The organism is Corynebacterium sp. HMSC062E11 (genome assembly GCF_001811845.1).
Taxonomy (GTDB): domain Bacteria; phylum Actinomycetota; class Actinomycetes; order Mycobacteriales; family Mycobacteriaceae; genus Corynebacterium; species Corynebacterium hesseae.
Genome location: NZ_KV806781.1, coordinates 21,034 through 35,800 on the forward strand (window position 1 = coordinate 21,034; position 14,767 = coordinate 35,800).

The 14,767-nt window shown below is 61.5% G+C and carries 12 protein-coding genes; 5 read left to right on the forward strand and 7 right to left on the reverse strand.

Features of this window, described 5'->3' with window-relative positions; all coding sequences use genetic code 11:
* Positions 1 to 55 precede the first annotated feature (55 nt).
* The 4 genes from HMPREF2822_RS02795 to HMPREF2822_RS02810 are packed head-to-tail and all read left to right on the forward strand — an operon-like array spanning position 56 to position 3,717.
* Positions 56 to 1,324: an alpha-hydroxy acid oxidase gene (locus HMPREF2822_RS02795; protein WP_070520631.1), complete on the forward strand. Its 1,269-nt coding sequence runs from the start codon at positions 56 to 58 to the stop codon at positions 1,322 to 1,324.
* Between the two features lie 27 nt (positions 1,325 to 1,351).
* Positions 1,352 to 2,173: a DNA-formamidopyrimidine glycosylase family protein gene (locus HMPREF2822_RS02800; RefSeq protein ID WP_070520633.1), complete on the forward strand. Its 822-nt coding sequence runs from the start codon at positions 1,352 to 1,354 to the stop codon at positions 2,171 to 2,173.
* A gap of 10 nt (positions 2,174 to 2,183) precedes the next feature.
* A complete protein-coding gene (locus HMPREF2822_RS02805) occupies positions 2,184 to 2,597 on the forward strand; it encodes a YccF domain-containing protein (protein ID WP_049155174.1) in 414 nt (137 codons plus the stop codon).
* A 52-nt stretch (positions 2,598 to 2,649) separates the two neighbouring features.
* The gene (locus HMPREF2822_RS02810) at positions 2,650 to 3,717 is read left to right on the forward strand and encodes an HNH endonuclease signature motif containing protein (protein ID WP_070520636.1); all 1,068 of its coding nucleotides are present in this window, start codon (positions 2,650 to 2,652) and stop codon (positions 3,715 to 3,717) included.
* A 142-nt stretch (positions 3,718 to 3,859) separates the two neighbouring features.
* Here the strand turns inward: HMPREF2822_RS02810 and pgi are convergent, their stop codons facing one another.
* The 3 genes from pgi to HMPREF2822_RS02825 all read right to left on the reverse strand — a co-directional run bounded on the left by pgi (position 3,860) and on the right by HMPREF2822_RS02825 (position 6,929).
* Positions 3,860 to 5,494, reverse strand: coding sequence for a glucose-6-phosphate isomerase (gene pgi / locus HMPREF2822_RS02815; protein WP_070520639.1), 1,635 nt, complete (start codon positions 5,492 to 5,494; stop codon positions 3,860 to 3,862).
* A gap of 101 nt (positions 5,495 to 5,595) precedes the next feature.
* Positions 5,596 to 6,498 (reverse strand): chymotrypsin family serine protease, encoded by a 903-nt coding sequence (locus HMPREF2822_RS02820; RefSeq protein ID WP_070520642.1) that lies wholly within the window; start codon positions 6,496 to 6,498, stop codon positions 5,596 to 5,598.
* Between the two features lie 68 nt (positions 6,499 to 6,566).
* The gene (locus HMPREF2822_RS02825) at positions 6,567 to 6,929 is read right to left on the reverse strand and encodes a chorismate mutase (protein WP_070520647.1); all 363 of its coding nucleotides are present in this window, start codon (positions 6,927 to 6,929) and stop codon (positions 6,567 to 6,569) included.
* 121 nt (positions 6,930 to 7,050) lie between these two features.
* On the opposite strand from HMPREF2822_RS02825, the gene pcrA reads away from it, so the two are divergent.
* On the forward strand, positions 7,051 to 9,576 hold the full coding sequence (gene pcrA, locus HMPREF2822_RS02830; protein ID WP_070520652.1) for a DNA helicase PcrA: 2,526 nt from the start codon (positions 7,051 to 7,053) through the stop codon (positions 9,574 to 9,576).
* Between the two features lie 4 nt (positions 9,577 to 9,580).
* Here the strand turns inward: pcrA and HMPREF2822_RS02835 are convergent, their stop codons facing one another.
* From HMPREF2822_RS02835 to HMPREF2822_RS02850, 4 genes are all read right to left on the reverse strand, one after another.
* Entirely contained in the window at positions 9,581 to 10,336 is a 756-nt protein-coding gene (locus HMPREF2822_RS02835) for a M23 family metallopeptidase (RefSeq protein ID WP_070520656.1), read from the reverse strand.
* A gap of 386 nt (positions 10,337 to 10,722) precedes the next feature.
* A complete protein-coding gene (locus HMPREF2822_RS02840) occupies positions 10,723 to 13,419 on the reverse strand; it encodes an FtsX-like permease family protein (protein ID WP_070520661.1) in 2,697 nt (898 codons plus the stop codon).
* A 1-nt stretch (position 13,420) separates the two neighbouring features.
* Positions 13,421 to 14,137, reverse strand: coding sequence for an ABC transporter ATP-binding protein (locus tag HMPREF2822_RS02845; RefSeq protein WP_070520666.1), 717 nt, complete (start codon positions 14,135 to 14,137; stop codon positions 13,421 to 13,423).
* Positions 14,134 to 14,685 carry a PadR family transcriptional regulator gene (locus tag HMPREF2822_RS02850; RefSeq protein ID WP_070520673.1) on the reverse strand — a complete coding sequence of 184 codons (552 nt, stop codon included), beginning with the start codon at positions 14,683 to 14,685 and terminating at the stop codon, positions 14,134 to 14,136. The genes HMPREF2822_RS02845 and HMPREF2822_RS02850 overlap by 4 nt, the downstream gene beginning before the upstream one ends.
* Positions 14,686 to 14,767: the final 82 nt, after the last annotated feature.

Consider the following 14,767-nt stretch of genomic DNA (forward strand, 5'->3'; position numbering starts at 1 on the left):
TTCATGGGTCTAACCTCAAAAGCTGATAGCCCAATAGAAAAGGAGTCTTGTTTCCATGCGGCTGAAGCGCCAACTGCCCAACGTGTCCGAGCTCAAGAAACTCATGCGGTTCGAAGCACCCAACCTCGACCGCCGGGCAGCACGCCTGGCAGAGGCCGCTGATGTGTGGGATCTGCGCAAGATTGCCAAGCGCCGCACCCCGAAGGCGGCCTTCGACTACGTCGATGGTGCCGCCCGCGATGAGGTCAGCTACCGCGAATCCCGCGATTTCTTCCGCGACGTTCGCCTCATGCCCAACGTGCTCAACGGCGCACACGACATCAACCTTGGCACCGAGATCGCCGGCGAGCCGGCAGCATTGCCCTTCGGCATCGCGCCGACCGGCTTTACCCGCTTCATGCATGCCGAAGGCGAGGACGCCGGTTCCCAAGCAGCCCGCGATGCCGGCATCCCGTTCACGCTCTCCACGATGGGCACGCGCTCGGTGGAGGAGGTCGCGGCGTCGCAAGGCAATAGCGGGCGCCGCTGGTTCCAGCTTTACCTGTGGAAGGACCACTCCGCCTGCCAAGAACTCATCGAGCGTGCTGCCGCCAACGGCTACGACACCCTCGTGGTTACCGTCGATACGCCCGTGGCGGGCCAGCGCCTGCGCGATACCCGCAACGGCATGCGCATCCCGCCGCGCCTGACCGCCGGCACGATCTTCGATGCCGCGTGGCGTCCCGAGTGGTGGTTCAACTTCCTCACCACGGACCCGGTTACGTTTGCCTCCCTGACCTCGACCACGGGCACCCTGGGCGAGCTGGTCAACACCATGTTTGACCCCGGCCTCAACTTCGAGGATCTGGCGTGGATTCGCAAGCAGTGGACGGGCACGCTCTTCGTCAAGGGAATCGTCAACCCAGAAGACGCACGCAAGGTCATCGACCTCGGCGCCGACGGTATCGTGGTGTCCTCCCACGGCGGGCGCCAGCTCGACCGCGTGGTCAACACCCTCCAGGCCCTTGAGGCCGTGCGCGCAGAGGTGGGACCGGATGTGGAAATCATCTATGACTCCGGTGTGATGTCCGGCGTCGACATCGCCATTGCGCTGGCTCTGGGGGCGGACTTCGTCCTTATCGGCCGCGCCTACCTCTACGGGCTGATGGCCGGCGGCAAGGAAGGCGTGGACCGCGTCATTGAGCTGTTGGCGGAAGAGTTCAAGAACACCCTCCAGTTGCTCGGCGTGAAGCGGATCGAAGACCTGGGCCGCCAGCATGTGGTCACCCCGTGGGAGCCGGGCGTGTTGGCATTCGGTGCGGGAAAGGATGCGCCGGTAGAGTAGGCACCCGTTTGGTGAGGAGGTTCTGCTGTGCCCGAGGGTGATTCCGTACTGCAGCTGTCGAACCGGCTGCAGTTCATGGAAGGCCGGCGCGTGACCCATTCCTCCCTGCGCGTGCCGCGCTATGCCACCGTGCGCTTCGACGGGCTGGTGTGTGAGGAGGTCTGGCCCTATGGCAAGCACCTCTTCATGGATTTCGGCGGCGAGCTCATCCTGCATACCCACCTCAAGATGGAGGGCACATGGGCCATCCACTATGCCGGGGACCGCTGGCGCAAGCCCGGGCACAGCGCGCGCGTGGTGCTGCAGATGGAGAACACCCCGCGCGATATTGAGTTGGTGGGGCATTGGCTAGGGCTGGTCGAGGTCTTTCCAGCCCGCGAGTTTGAGCAGCGCATGGCGCACCTAGGCCCCGACATCCTCGCGCCAGAATGGGAAGAAGGCGGATTCGAGGAGGCCGTTCGCCGCATCGAGTCGCGCCCCCAACGCAGCATCGGCGCCGCACTTTTGGACCAGCGCAACGTGGCGGGTTTGGGCAACGAGTACCGCGCCGAGATCTGCTTCCTAGCCGGCGTTCATCCAGCAACACCGGTAGCGCTTGTCGACGTCCCCCAGATCCTCACCATCTCCCGCCGCCTCATCTGGGCCAACCGAGACTCGCCGGTACGTGTGACCACCGGCGTGAAAAGGGCAGGGGAGACAACTTACGTCTTCGGGCGCAACCGTCAACGCTGCCGGCGCTGCGGAATGCTCATTGAGAAGTCCACGCTGGGTGGTGTGGATGCCGGCGGCGATGAAGGGGAGTTAGAGCGCGTCATCTGGTGGTGCCCACACTGCCAGCCACGTCGCTAGGCTGGGATGCATGAAGATCATTTTGAACATCATCTGGTTGGCAACTGGTGGCCTTGTCCTCGCACTGGGCTACTTTCTCCTAGGCATCCTGGCCTGCATCCCCGTCGTGACGATTCCTGCCGGTGTGGCCTCGATGCGTATGGCGAATTTCGCGCTGTGGCCCTTTGGGCGCTCCGTCATTCAACCGGTCAAAGGTACCGGTGGCATGTCTCGGTTCTCTAACGTTGTCTGGTTCCTTGTCGCTGGCCTGTGGCTGGCCATCGGCCACGTCACCACTGCAGCGGCGCAGGCCGTGACCATCGTGGGCATCCCGGTGGCTCTGGCCAACCTGAAGATGATCCCGGTGACCTGCTTCCCGTTCGGCCGCAAGATCGTAGACTCTGACCACATCCCCTTTGGCTGGGAATCGATGATCAAGCTCTAACGAGTATCTCTCCGGTTGCGGGGTTGCCTGGGGTGCCTTAGGGTTCTGAGTCATGGGGGATTTAGAAACCTACTTCTCCTACCGCAACTCGGGGATCACACTGGTGAAGCAAGCGGTAGGAGGCGAGAAGCGATTACGCGCACTCGGCGCTTCATCAGCTGACGCCGTCGAACTGGCGCGCTTAAACTACATCTACTTCGGCGCCACCAAGTTCACGGGTAAGCAACGCACGGCCCGCAGCCGAGCTTTAGAACAAGGCCATGACCTGGCCACGCTGAGCCTCATCGAGGCCTACACGAAGAAGCTGCAGAATCAGCTTCATGTGTGGAACCTGCGTGTAAAGCTCGCCGGCACGCCCGCCCACAGCATTCCCGCCGTGGCGGCAAAGCGCTTAAAGGAGCTCAAGCCCAAACGTATTCCCACGCCTGGGGTGCGCATGACCTACCGTGCTGATGGGCCGCACTCGCTGACCATTACTGATGACCCTCTGACTGTCACCGAGATGCGCGGCGTGCTGGAATCCATCAACCAGAGCAATCTGCTGGAAGCAGCCAACCACGTCTTCTTCAATAAATCCCACGGCGGAACCAAACCTGCTGTTCTCACCAGCGTGGTCGTCACCTTGGACAAGCTCGACAAAATTGTTAGCGGCGATGGTGATGACATCGTGCTTGAGCTAACTAATGGCGGCCGGATGACCGGCGCGGAGTTTCTGAACTACAAGTTCGCCGAGATCGGCTACGTAACCCTCATCCACCCCACGATCGGGCCGGTGTGGCTGCACCGGATGAAGCGTTTAGCCGGGTTTGAGCAGCGCATGATGGCCAGCGCCGAGCATCCCACCTGTGCCAGGAAGGGATGTAATAAACCTGCTGATTATGCCCAGGTGCATCACCTAGTGCCGTGGAAAGCAGGAGGTACCACCGATCCACCGAATCTGACAATGTTGTGTGCCTATCACAACGGCGTTAATGATGACGACCCAGAGAAACCAACAGGTGCTGGCTACGTGTTTAGGATTCGCGGCGGTGTGGACTACATCCCGCCCTGGGGAGAACCAATCACCGCTCAAGTGGCATATCAAGCCGCGCAACGCGGACTCGGACCGCCCGGCGGGTAAACCGCCACGAAATACAAAGGACACGCACCACCACGCGGATGCCCACAGGGCATCCGCGGCCTTGGCGATCTCGCACGTCGATTGCCCGCTAAAAACGGGTGAGCCCCCGACCGTTCGGCCGGGGGACGTCGCCAAGCAGTGCTTAGCGGTGGTTGCGATACCAACCGATCAGAGCATCGGTCGAGCCGTCGCCGGATGCGGCCTCCTCCTTGCCGGAGACTGCCGGTGCCAGGTCATTGGCCTGCTGCTTGCCCAGCTCCACGCCCCACTGGTCGAAGGAGTTGATGTCCCAAATGATGCCCTGGGTGAAGACGATGTGTTCGTAGAGTGCGATGAGCGCGCCGAGGGCCTGCGGGGTGAGCTCCTCCGCCAGGATCGTGGTGGACGGGCGGTTGCCCGGCATTACCTTGTGCGGGACCACAGCCGGGTCCACGCCCTCGGCGGCAATCTCTTCCGCCGTCTTACCAAAAGCCAGCACCTTGGTCTGTGCGAAGAAGTTACCCATGAGCAGGTCATGCATCGAACCGGTGCCGTCCGCGGTAGGGAAGTCCTCCTTCGGGCGGGCAAAGCCGATGAAGTCCGCCGGGATGAGGCGGGTGCCCTGGTGCATGAGCTGGAAGAAGGCGTGCTGGCCATTGGTGCCCGGCTCGCCCCAGTAAATCTCACCGGTGCCGGTGGTGACAGCGGTGCCGTCGCGGCGCACGGACTTGCCGTTGGACTCCATAGTCAGCTGCTGCAGGTAGGCCGGGAAGCGTCCGAGGTCCTCGGAGTAAGGCAGCACCGCGTGGGTCTGCGCGCCAAAGAAGTTGGAGTACCAAACGCCGAGCAGGCCCATGAGCACCGGCACGTTCTGCTCCAGAGGCGCAGTGCGGAAGTGCTCGTCCATGGCGTGGAAGCCCTCGAGGAAACGCATGAAGTCCAGCGGGCCGATGGTGCACATGAGCGACAGACCGATAGCGGAATCAACGGAGTAGCGGCCGCCCACCCAGTTCCAGAAGCCAAACATGTTCTGGGGGTCGATGCCGAACTCCGCGACCTTCTCCGCGTTGGTGGAAACGGCAACGAAGTGCTTGGCGACGGCCGACTCATCACCATCAAACTGCTCAATCAGCCAGCGGCGTGCGGCGTGAGCGTTGGCCAGGGTTTCCTGGGTGGTGAAGGTCTTGGAGGCCACGATGAAGAGGGTGGAGCCGGCGTCGAGGCCGTCGAGAGTCGCGGCGAGGTCCGCCGGGTCGACGTTAGAAACGAACTCCGCGCTGATACCCGCTACCTCGTAGGAACGCAGCGCCTTGGCAGCCATCGCGGGGCCCAAGTCGGAACCGCCGATGCCGATGTTGACGACCTTCTTGATGGTGTGGCCCGTATGCCCCAGCCACGCACCGGAGCGCAGCGCAGTGGCGAAGTCACGCATGCGGCCCAGAACCTCGTGGACGTCGGCGGCGACGTCTTGGCCGTCGACGCTCAAGTCCTTCTCCACAGGCAGGCGCAGCGCGGTGTGCAGCACAGCACGGTCCTCGGTGTTGTTGAGGTGCTCGCCGGTGAACATGGCGTCGCGGCGGCCCTCGACGTCCGCGGCGCGGGCAAGATCCACCAAAGCGGTGACGACTTCCTCATCGATGAGGTTCTTCGACAGGTCCACGTGCAGGCCCGCAGCATCGAAAGAAAAGTCTGCGGCGCGGGAAGCGGAGTTGGCAAAAAGCTCACGCAGGTTGAGGTCCTTCTTGCTCTCAAAAAGCGAGGTGAGCGCGGCCCACTGCGGCTGAGCGGTGATGTCCATTGCAAAAGCCTTTCTGGCAGGTAGCAGACATGAAACTTACTGTGTCCACCGTAGTCCAGAAATCTCTTCGGTGCCGAGACAGAAGGCTGCGCTGGGTTGAGCTAGGCGTAAAGCTTGAGGCCGAATTGCTTCATTGTGTTTGCGATCTCCATGGCGCCCGTCTCGGAGCCGGAGTAATCGTAATAGTCGCCAAAGGACACGACTCCTGCTGCATATAGTTTGCCGTCGATGGAGGCGTAGACAGGACCACCGCTATCACCGGTATCGCTGTAGCTGCCGAAGGTGAAAAGCCCTTGAGCACCGAATCGGTCGATGAAAGGGTCGCAGGCAATGCCTGCTGTGGAACCGGCAAAGCACAACGTGGGCTTCTTTCGCGTGATTTCTTCCAGGCTCATCCATCCGGCTAAAGGCGCATTGAGCGCCGGTGAGGTAGATACTTCGGCGTCGGGGTTGGACACTTCGATCAGCGCAATGTCGGCCGAGTTGATGCTATCTGTGTTGGTGTTGCTGGCCTTCATTACCATCTGGCCTATCTCTACCTCGCTGCCGGAGCGATCTTCATAGTAGAAGCTGTCGCCCTTGTCCCCGCAGTGTCCGGCGGTAAGGATAAAGAGGCGCTGCCCATCGCCGGCGAAATGACCGGTAGAGCACCGGCCATCATTCGTGCGGTTATAGATAGCCGCACCCGGCGTCAATACTCCCACGTCCATGTAGTAGTCGGCTTTTAGTGCGTTGTACAAGTTATTGCGGGGCTCAAGCAGCTCTGCATGGGGGATTTCAGTGGAGTTAACCCAGAGCGCATCGCCGTCGAGGACCTCTTCGGAGCCTTGCATTGTTCCGGATGCTCCGGAACCTTGTCTGCGTTCGGAGTCGCTGACGGAGGGATGGTCGAGTGGAGTAGCGGAATTTGAGGTCTCAGGTGAAGAAAAGCTGCCGCAGGCGGTCAACACTAAGGCAGTGGCAACTGCGGTGAGAACTACAGCGGAGCGAGAGTACACATGCATGCTGAGAGCCTAAAACACCGCTACTTCAGGTGCGCGTGCGTTGGGGATTAGTCCGAGTTGGTGCTAGATTAGCCGAGCTTGCCGCGCCCCAACCGCAGCAGGGCAGAGGCAATCGCGGGGCCCTCCTCGCCAAGCTCGTCGCGGAACTCATTGAGGATGGCAATTTCGCGGGTGTGTACCAAACGGGTACCGCCCGAGCTCATGCGCGTCTTACCAATCGTGCGGGAAATATCGGTGCGGCGCTTAATAGCGTCGAGGATCACGCGGTCGAGGCGGTTGATCTCCTCGCGGTAGCGTTGGATTTCAGCATCGCTGAGCGGGTCATCCGTGCCCGAGGGCATGCGGATGTCGAGGCCGTTGTCCACGACGTTGGGGTCTTGGTGCTCGGGGGTTAAGCCCGAATCTGCGGTGTCAGGATGTGAAGCGCTCATGAGTGAAGATTGTGCCACCACGTTAAGACAAACGGGAATCGCGTGCCGTGACGTCGGTATTCGTCGATAAGAAGCGGCGTGGACGGCAATGTCCGGTGGTGCTAGTAGGTTGGAGAGCATTATGAACAACACTTCTCCGTTTAGGCCTCGTTCTTCGTCTGATCCTTCCGCCGACACCTCCGCCGGTGGCCTGTTTCCCGCGTCCGGGCACAACGCGGATGCCCCTTCCAGCCAGGGAAATGATCTTCTGCTGGAAGGTTTAAACCCGCAACAGGAGGAGGCCGTGACACATTCGGGCTCGCCGTTGCTCATTGTGGCCGGCGCGGGCTCGGGAAAGACCGCGGTGTTGACCCGTCGCATTGCCTATCTCATGCGCGAGCGTGGGGTAGCGCCGTGGCAGATCCTCGCCATTACCTTTACCAACAAGGCAGCCGCGGAGATGAAGGAGCGCGTCGGCCAGCTTGTCGGCCCCGTGGCGGAGCGGATGTGGGTGTCAACCTTCCACTCCATCTGCGTGCGCATCCTGCGCAACAATGCTCAGCTGGTGCCGGGGTTGAACACGAACTTCACCATTTATGACGGCGATGATGCGCGCCGGCTGCTCACCATGATTGCCAAAGACATGCAGCTGGACCTGAAGAAGTACTCTGCGCGTGTTTTGGCTAACCAGATCTCGAACCGCAAGAATGAGCTCATTTCCCCGGAGCGGGCCCGGGCGGAGGCAGAGCGGACGAAGAATCCTTTTGAGCTCACTGTGGCGAGCGTGTACGAGGAGTATCAGCGCCGCCTGCGCGCCGCGAACGCGGTGGATTTCGACGACCTCATCGGGGAAGTGGTGCGCATCTTTAACCAGCACCCACAGGTGGTGGAGTTTTATCGCCGCCGCTTTAAGCATGTGCTTATCGACGAATACCAGGACACCAACCACGCGCAGTACGCGCTCGTTTCGGCCTTGGTGGGCAGGGGCGAGCTGCCGCCGGATGCCCCGGAACTTTGTGTGGTGGGTGATTCTGATCAGTCGATCTATGCCTTCCGCGGAGCCACCATCAGGAATATCCAGGAGTTCGAGCGGGACTACCCGCAAGCGCACACGATTCTGCTTGAACAAAACTACCGTTCGACCCAGACCATCCTGAACGCGGCGAATGCGGTGATTGCGAAGAATGAGGGCCGCCGCGAGAAGAATCTGTGGACCGCCCACGGCGAAGGCGACAAGATCGTCGGGTATGTGGCGGATAACGAGCACGACGAGGCGCGGTATATCGCCTCGGAAATTGATTCCCTGGCGGATAAAGGCACGGCGTATTCCGATATTGCGGTGATGTACCGCACCAATAACGCCTCCCGCGCGTTGGAAGATATCTTCGTGCGCTCGGGTATCCCGTACAAGGTGGTTGGCGGCACGCGCTTCTACGAGCGCCGCGAGATCCGGGACATGGTGGCTTACCTGCGCATTATGGATAATCCGGATGACACGGTGAGCTTGCGCCGCATCATCAACGTGCCAAAACGCGCCATCGGTGACAAGGCGCAGGCGCAAATCGCTCTACATGCGGAGAACCTTGGCGTTAGTTTTGGGGCGGCTCTCCGTGATGCGGCCGAAGGAAAGGTCGCAGGCCTTGGCACGCGGGCGGTCAATGCCGTCACCAAATTCAACGAGATGATGGACGGCGTGCGCGCACAGATTCCGGGCATGGTCAATGAGGTGACGGGCCAGCCGGATTTGGGGGAGCTGCTCAACGCGCTTTTGGACGCCACCGGCTACCGCGCGGAGCTGGAAAACTCCAATGACCCGCAGGATGGGGCACGCCTAGACAACCTCAACGAGTTGGTATCGGTGGCCCGCGAGTTCAGCTCTGAAGCCGCCAATGAAATGGCCTTTATGGGCGCGGACGCAGAGGCAGCCCCGGAGCTTTCGGAAGGCGAAGCCGCGCCGGGCTCGCTTCAAGCGTTCCTCGAAAAGGTTTCGCTCGTGGCTGATGCGGACCAGATTCCAGATCATGAGTCCGGGGTAGTAACGTTGATGACCCTGCACACCGCGAAGGGCCTTGAGTTTCCCGTCGTTTTCCTCACCGGTTGGGAGGATGGCCAATTCCCGCACATGCGCTCCCTGGGAGACCCGAAGGAGCTCAGTGAGGAGCGCCGCCTTGCCTACGTGGGCATTACGCGTGCTAGGGAACAGCTCTACCTCACGCGTGCGATTCTCCGCTCGTCTTGGGGCAACCCGGTGACGAACCCGGCCAGCCGCTTCCTCGCCGAGGTCCCTGAGGACCTCATCGACTGGCGCCGTGAAGAACCGGACAGCTCGCTGTCCAGTGCGTGGGGCGGAGATGATTCCTACCAATACGGGCGAACCTTCGGCTCAGATAGCGGGTTCTTCCGTTCCCGTGGCGGCGGCTATGGCTCGCGGAGCGCTGCGTCTTCCCCTTCGCAGCGCTCGCGCAAGCCAGCTTCGGCGACATCAATGCCGAAGAATAACCATCTCAATTTAGTTGTGGGGGACCGTGTCAACCACGCAAAATACGGGCTAGGCACGGTCATCGAAGCCTCCGGTACCGGCGCGCGGGCGACAGTCACCGTGGACTTCGGCTCAGCAGGCAAGGTCCGCCTCATGCTCATCGGTGGTGTGCCGATGGAAAAGCTCTAAGGCTTTAGATGTGGATGCCGCGCTCGCTGAACCACTCCACCGGGTCAACGGCTGCGCCGCCGCCCGGGTGAACCTCGAAGTGCAGGTGCGGGCCGGTGGAGTGGCCCTCGTTGCCGATGACGGAGATTTGGTCGCCGGCCTCGACGCGGTCGCCGACGTCGACCAGCAGCTGGTCGCTGGGCATGTGGCCGTAGACGGTGATGGTGCCGTCGTCGTGCTGGATGCGGATCCAGTTGCCGAAGCCCTGGGCTGCGCCGGAGGAGATGACCTCTCCATCCATGACGGCGTAGATGGGCGTACCGATTGGGTTCGCCACGTCGATGCCATTGTGGAAGGAACCCCAACGCGGTCCGAAGCCGGAGGTGAAGGTTCCGGAGGTCGGAAAGACCACGGTGTTACCGTTTGCGTCCTGGCTGCGGGTAGGGGTGAGGCCGGAGTGATCGCCTTGCGGCGCGAAGGCTTCAGCGAGTCCGGGAATGCTGGAGGGGTCGAGGACGATATCGAGGCCGTCCTGCGTGGAGTTGATCTCTGGAGTGGATGCCCCGTTGAGGGCCCCGGCCGTCGAAACGAGCAGCCCGGAGAATGCTTTGAAGAGGTCGGCCTTGGAGTCTTCCTTGACTTCGACGTCGTCGGCAGTCGGGCCCTGGCTGGACCCGTCGGAGACATCCACGCTTGCTGCCGGTTCGGCAGCGAACGCTGGGGCCGTCACGGTGGCGGTGGTGACCGCCATGGCGGCGAGTGCGCTGAGCGTGCGCTTCATTACTTCACGTCCTTAAGTCCTGCGGTGGCTCGCTTCCGCCGTCGTAGCCGGCGGAAAGCCTGTGAGCGATAGGATGCGGCCATATCAGCCGCGTTGTGCCTCGAAGTCTGCGACACGCCGGTGCGGTTTCGGCCGTGTGCTGAGCTTCCGTGGCAACGAGATACAAACTATCCCGTGCTATCACCCTGCGCAATGCGCAAAAATGCAGGTAAATACAGGAATTGTTCGAAAAACTATCGAACAGCCCAGCGTGTTACGTGTGTGAAAGAAGTGAAAATTGTTACAGGGGTAAAGTGAAGGTTTAAAGAATGGGGGTAGGGGTTGGGGGTGTGAAAAGAGTTGTTCCCCGGCCGAAGGCTCGGTCGGGGAACGGTGGGCCACGAAGGCTAGGTCAACGAACGCGACTCGCTGCGATCCCGTGCGGTGAGCGGGGCTGTCTTATCGCTGCGATTGACCGCGGCCGCTATAGCGGCGGCTATGAGCGGCACAACAAGCACGGCGAGGAACTGCCACCAATCCGGGGTGAAGTAGTCCTGCGGGCGCAGGCCATGTGGGGGTTCAGAGAAGGTGAAGGCGGACCTATCAGTGAAGAGGAACGTGCCAAGGTGTCCCGCGATCACTCCGAAGAGCATGCTTGCGGTGGCCACTATCCAGGTTTGCCACGCGGCTACCTTGGACATCAGCGAGGGGTGCGCGCCAATCGACTGCAGCACGGTGCTTTCATGGCGCATGGTGTTAGCCGCATTGGCGATGATGAGCGCGAGCACGATGAGGCAGATGATTCCCATTCCTAGGCCGAGGTAGTAGCGGAAGCTCTCGGGGGAGGAGACACCGAACTCCAGTGAGTATCGCGACTGCGAAGCGCTCGCTGTTAGGTCTCGCAGCTCCTCTCGCTCTGCTTCGCTCGGCGCCTCATCCAACGCCAGGGCCTGGCCTACGTAGAAGGGCTTCATGTTCAGCTTTTGAGCGGCCTGCTGGCTAATCAGGACCACGTCACGATCCACGGTAGGCAAGGCCTCAACAACTGGCAGATCGGCGTTGTGGGCTCCGCTTGGCTCTTGACTGTCGACGCGGTTATACGTCTTTACGGTTACCGTGCCGTGTGTCTTGTCCCCGACGTGGCTGCTGTGGGGGAGCACGATGCCGCCGGCCTCCAATGTTTGTGCCGCCGCACGTCGATCCTCTTCCGAGTCGAACTGCCACAGCTCGAGCTGCGAGGAATCAGCTTGGATCATCCTGCTTTGATAGATCAACGGGCTATAAGGGAAGGTCGTCATCAACTCGTGCGCGCACTCTTGGCGGGCCTCCTCGGACTCATCGGTGCGCCGCCCTTGGTTGTCCACGAAGACTGCCCTCTCAACCGGTTTGCTGAGATCGACCTGTGAGCACTGGTAGTCAAATTCGGTGCTGAGCTCATAGAATTCACCATCGTCAGGAAGGCTAAAAGACGTGGTCCACGAGGGGAAAGCATAGAAGGAGTGTGTGCGAGCACCGGTAGCCTGCTGGATGGCCTTTACCGCTGCGCGTTCTTCCGGCGTAGAAGCCTGCGTAGGTTGGTCAAACGTCGTCTCCTCAATCAGCGCTGTGGTCTCCGGCATAACAAGCGCTTCTTCGGCTACGCTCTTTGCGCTATCGGTCATGACGCCTACACCAAACAGGGAGGCTGTGAAGGAGACCGATACGAGAGCGATGGACGTCGGCAAGGCATGCATGCTGCGCCGGGTAAGGCCGCGCCCGGCAAGGCGCAATGCGAGTGGGCCTCGGCGAGACAACAGGGAGCACAGGAAGACCAAGGCCGGGGCAGACGCGGCAACCGCGATGACTCCGAAGAGAGCCAGCACCGTGGGGATGTACTCTCCCCAGGGAGTGAAGCTGAATAGTACGAGCAGAAGAAGGAATGCAGGGCCGATGGCCATCCACTTCCTAAAGCGCAGCAGGCGGTCGGGAGAGGCTCCCTGGATTGCAGCGGAGAGGGCACCACGTTGTGCCAACCATGCGGGAACGATGGAGACAATGACACAGCCTGCCACCGCCACGAGCCACGCGAGAGCAACCGCTAGGAAGGGCAGGCGTGCAGCAAAGCCCGGATAGCGGGCTGTCCACCACACCCACGAGACCGTGAGGCCAACGATCCCACCGATGGTGGCGCCGATTAGTCCCATCAGCAGGCCATAGGCCATCACTGCGAACATGATGTGGCGTGGTAATGCACCCTGGCTCGACATCAGCGCGTACAGGCGCGTATTGCGTCCGGTAGCCAGCGTGAAGACGGGCGCGAGAAGGAAAAGGATGAGCAATCCGGCGATGGCGTAGAGGCCGAAGAAGAAAAGCACGAAAAGAATGCTGCTCAGGATTCCACCAAAGGAATCCGACTCAGAATCGGGTCGGTCCGTATCTCGCAGCTCCGGTGCCCAGATTTCCAGCCCAGCTTCATGGGCGCGGTCGGCGTCCTCTTTGGTCAGCGGCGTGTCACCCACGATGACCCAGGAGGTGCGTATCTGAAAGGACGGGTCGCTGAGAGCGTCATTGAGGGTGGGGGAGGTGACAAAGTCATAGTTTTCGGGAGCAATGGCCGCGACTGTGGCTTGGCGATCGCCGCTGAGGGCGTTGGTGCGCACGGTGATGACGTCTCCGACGGAGGCGTCGATCTTGCGTGCGGTCGAACGCGACAGAACTGCCTGGTTGGGGCCAAGGTTGAATTTATCGACGGCCTCCTGTGCCGGTTCCGGCGGATTCTCTGTGTCGAACTGATCTACCCAGGAGTTGGTTGACTTCCCATTATGGATAAGTGACGTGCTAGAAAAAGTGGTGACCGGGCTGACGCTGAGGCCTTTTGGCAGCACCTGGGCGGCCAGGCGGGGAACGTCTTCGTTGGCAATGTCCTGACGCTCGTTGCTCACCTGAAGGGACCGATCGGGCGAGCTCAAGGCTGCGGAGAGCCGTCCGGAGGAATTATCAAAGAGCGCAATTCCGATGACTAGGGCCACCGGCAAGGCAATGAGCATCACGGCGGCCAGAGTGCGCCATGGATGAAGCTTGAGATCACGCCTCGTCGGGCGGGTAGCGGCATTAATGCCGGACATATTAGCGCACCTCCTCGCCGGTGAGGCGCCCGTCGCGAACCATAACGACGCGGTCGGCCCAGCCCGCGAAACGCGGCTCGTGGGTGACCAGAATGCCGGAAGCACCGGCGTCGATACGCGCGCGTAGAACCTTCATGATCTCCTCGCCCGTCGAGGTATCCAAGGCACCGGTGGGCTCATCCGCGAGCAGAACTTTGCGCGGTCCAATGAGCGCGCGGGCAATCGCCACGCGCTGGGCCTGACCACCGGAGATTTCCTCGGGGAAGCGGTCAATGGTGCCGTCGAGGCCGACCTCGCTCAGCGCTTCCTCTGCTGCCTCACGGCACTGCGCAGGCGATAGGCCATCGAGTTCAAGGGGAAGGGAAACGTTTTCACCAACGGTCAGGGAAGAAACCAGGTTGAAGTGCTGAAACACGAGGCCCAAGTGGCGGCGTCGGGCAATTGCGGCCTTGGCTTTGGAGAGCTGGGAGGCATCGGCGCCGTCGAGAAGCACGCGTCCCGATGTCGGCGGTTGCAACAGTCCTGCGACGTTGAGCAGGGTGGATTTGCCGGAGCCGGAGGGGCCCATGACGGCTACCAACTCGCCCGGTTGTAGCTGCAGGTTGACGGAATCCAGCGCGGTGACCTGGCGAGCGCCGCTGCCGAAGATACAGGTGATGTTTTCGAGTTCGAGCGGGAAAGGAATGTGCTGGGTGGTGGGCACGGAGTCGGGGGTCATCGCGGTTCCTCCTCGGCGGCGGTGGGGGTGGTCGGGTTGGTCAGAGATTCCACGCGGTCGAGCCAACGTGAGAGAGATTCCAAGTCGAAGATTTGGCGCTCCACGGCCAAGCGCTGGGCGCTGCGCTCCGCAGGCAATTCCGAGGCTCGGCGGTTGAGTTCGCGGAGCTGGCGAACGGTGGCGAAACGCTGGGCGTCAAGGACGGCGATAACGTCGACGTCGGAGCGCCGAGCGGCAAGGGACACTTTGAGCACGAGCTCATCGCGTTCGATGGCGTCACTGTGCAAGGTGGACTTCCACCATTGCGAGAGCTCTGCGCGCCCGTCAGGGGTGATGGCGTAGCTGGTGGCGCGGCGCCCGGTGGGGCCGGTGAGCTCGCCGTCGGTGGCGATGAGCCCATCGCGCTCTAAGCGGCTTAGGGTTTGGGCTACTTGGCCCATGTTGAGCGGCCAGAGGTTGTCGAAGGTCTCCGCAAAGCGGGTCTTGATGTGGCTGGCTGTGGAAGGTTGATCACTGAGCAGCGCAAGAACGGAGTGTTTGACGGACATGGTCACCTCCTGCGCGGAGGACAAGGGGAGGATTAGTTAGGTGCATACCCGGTAAGTTACCGGGTAACTATCGGCTTGGCAA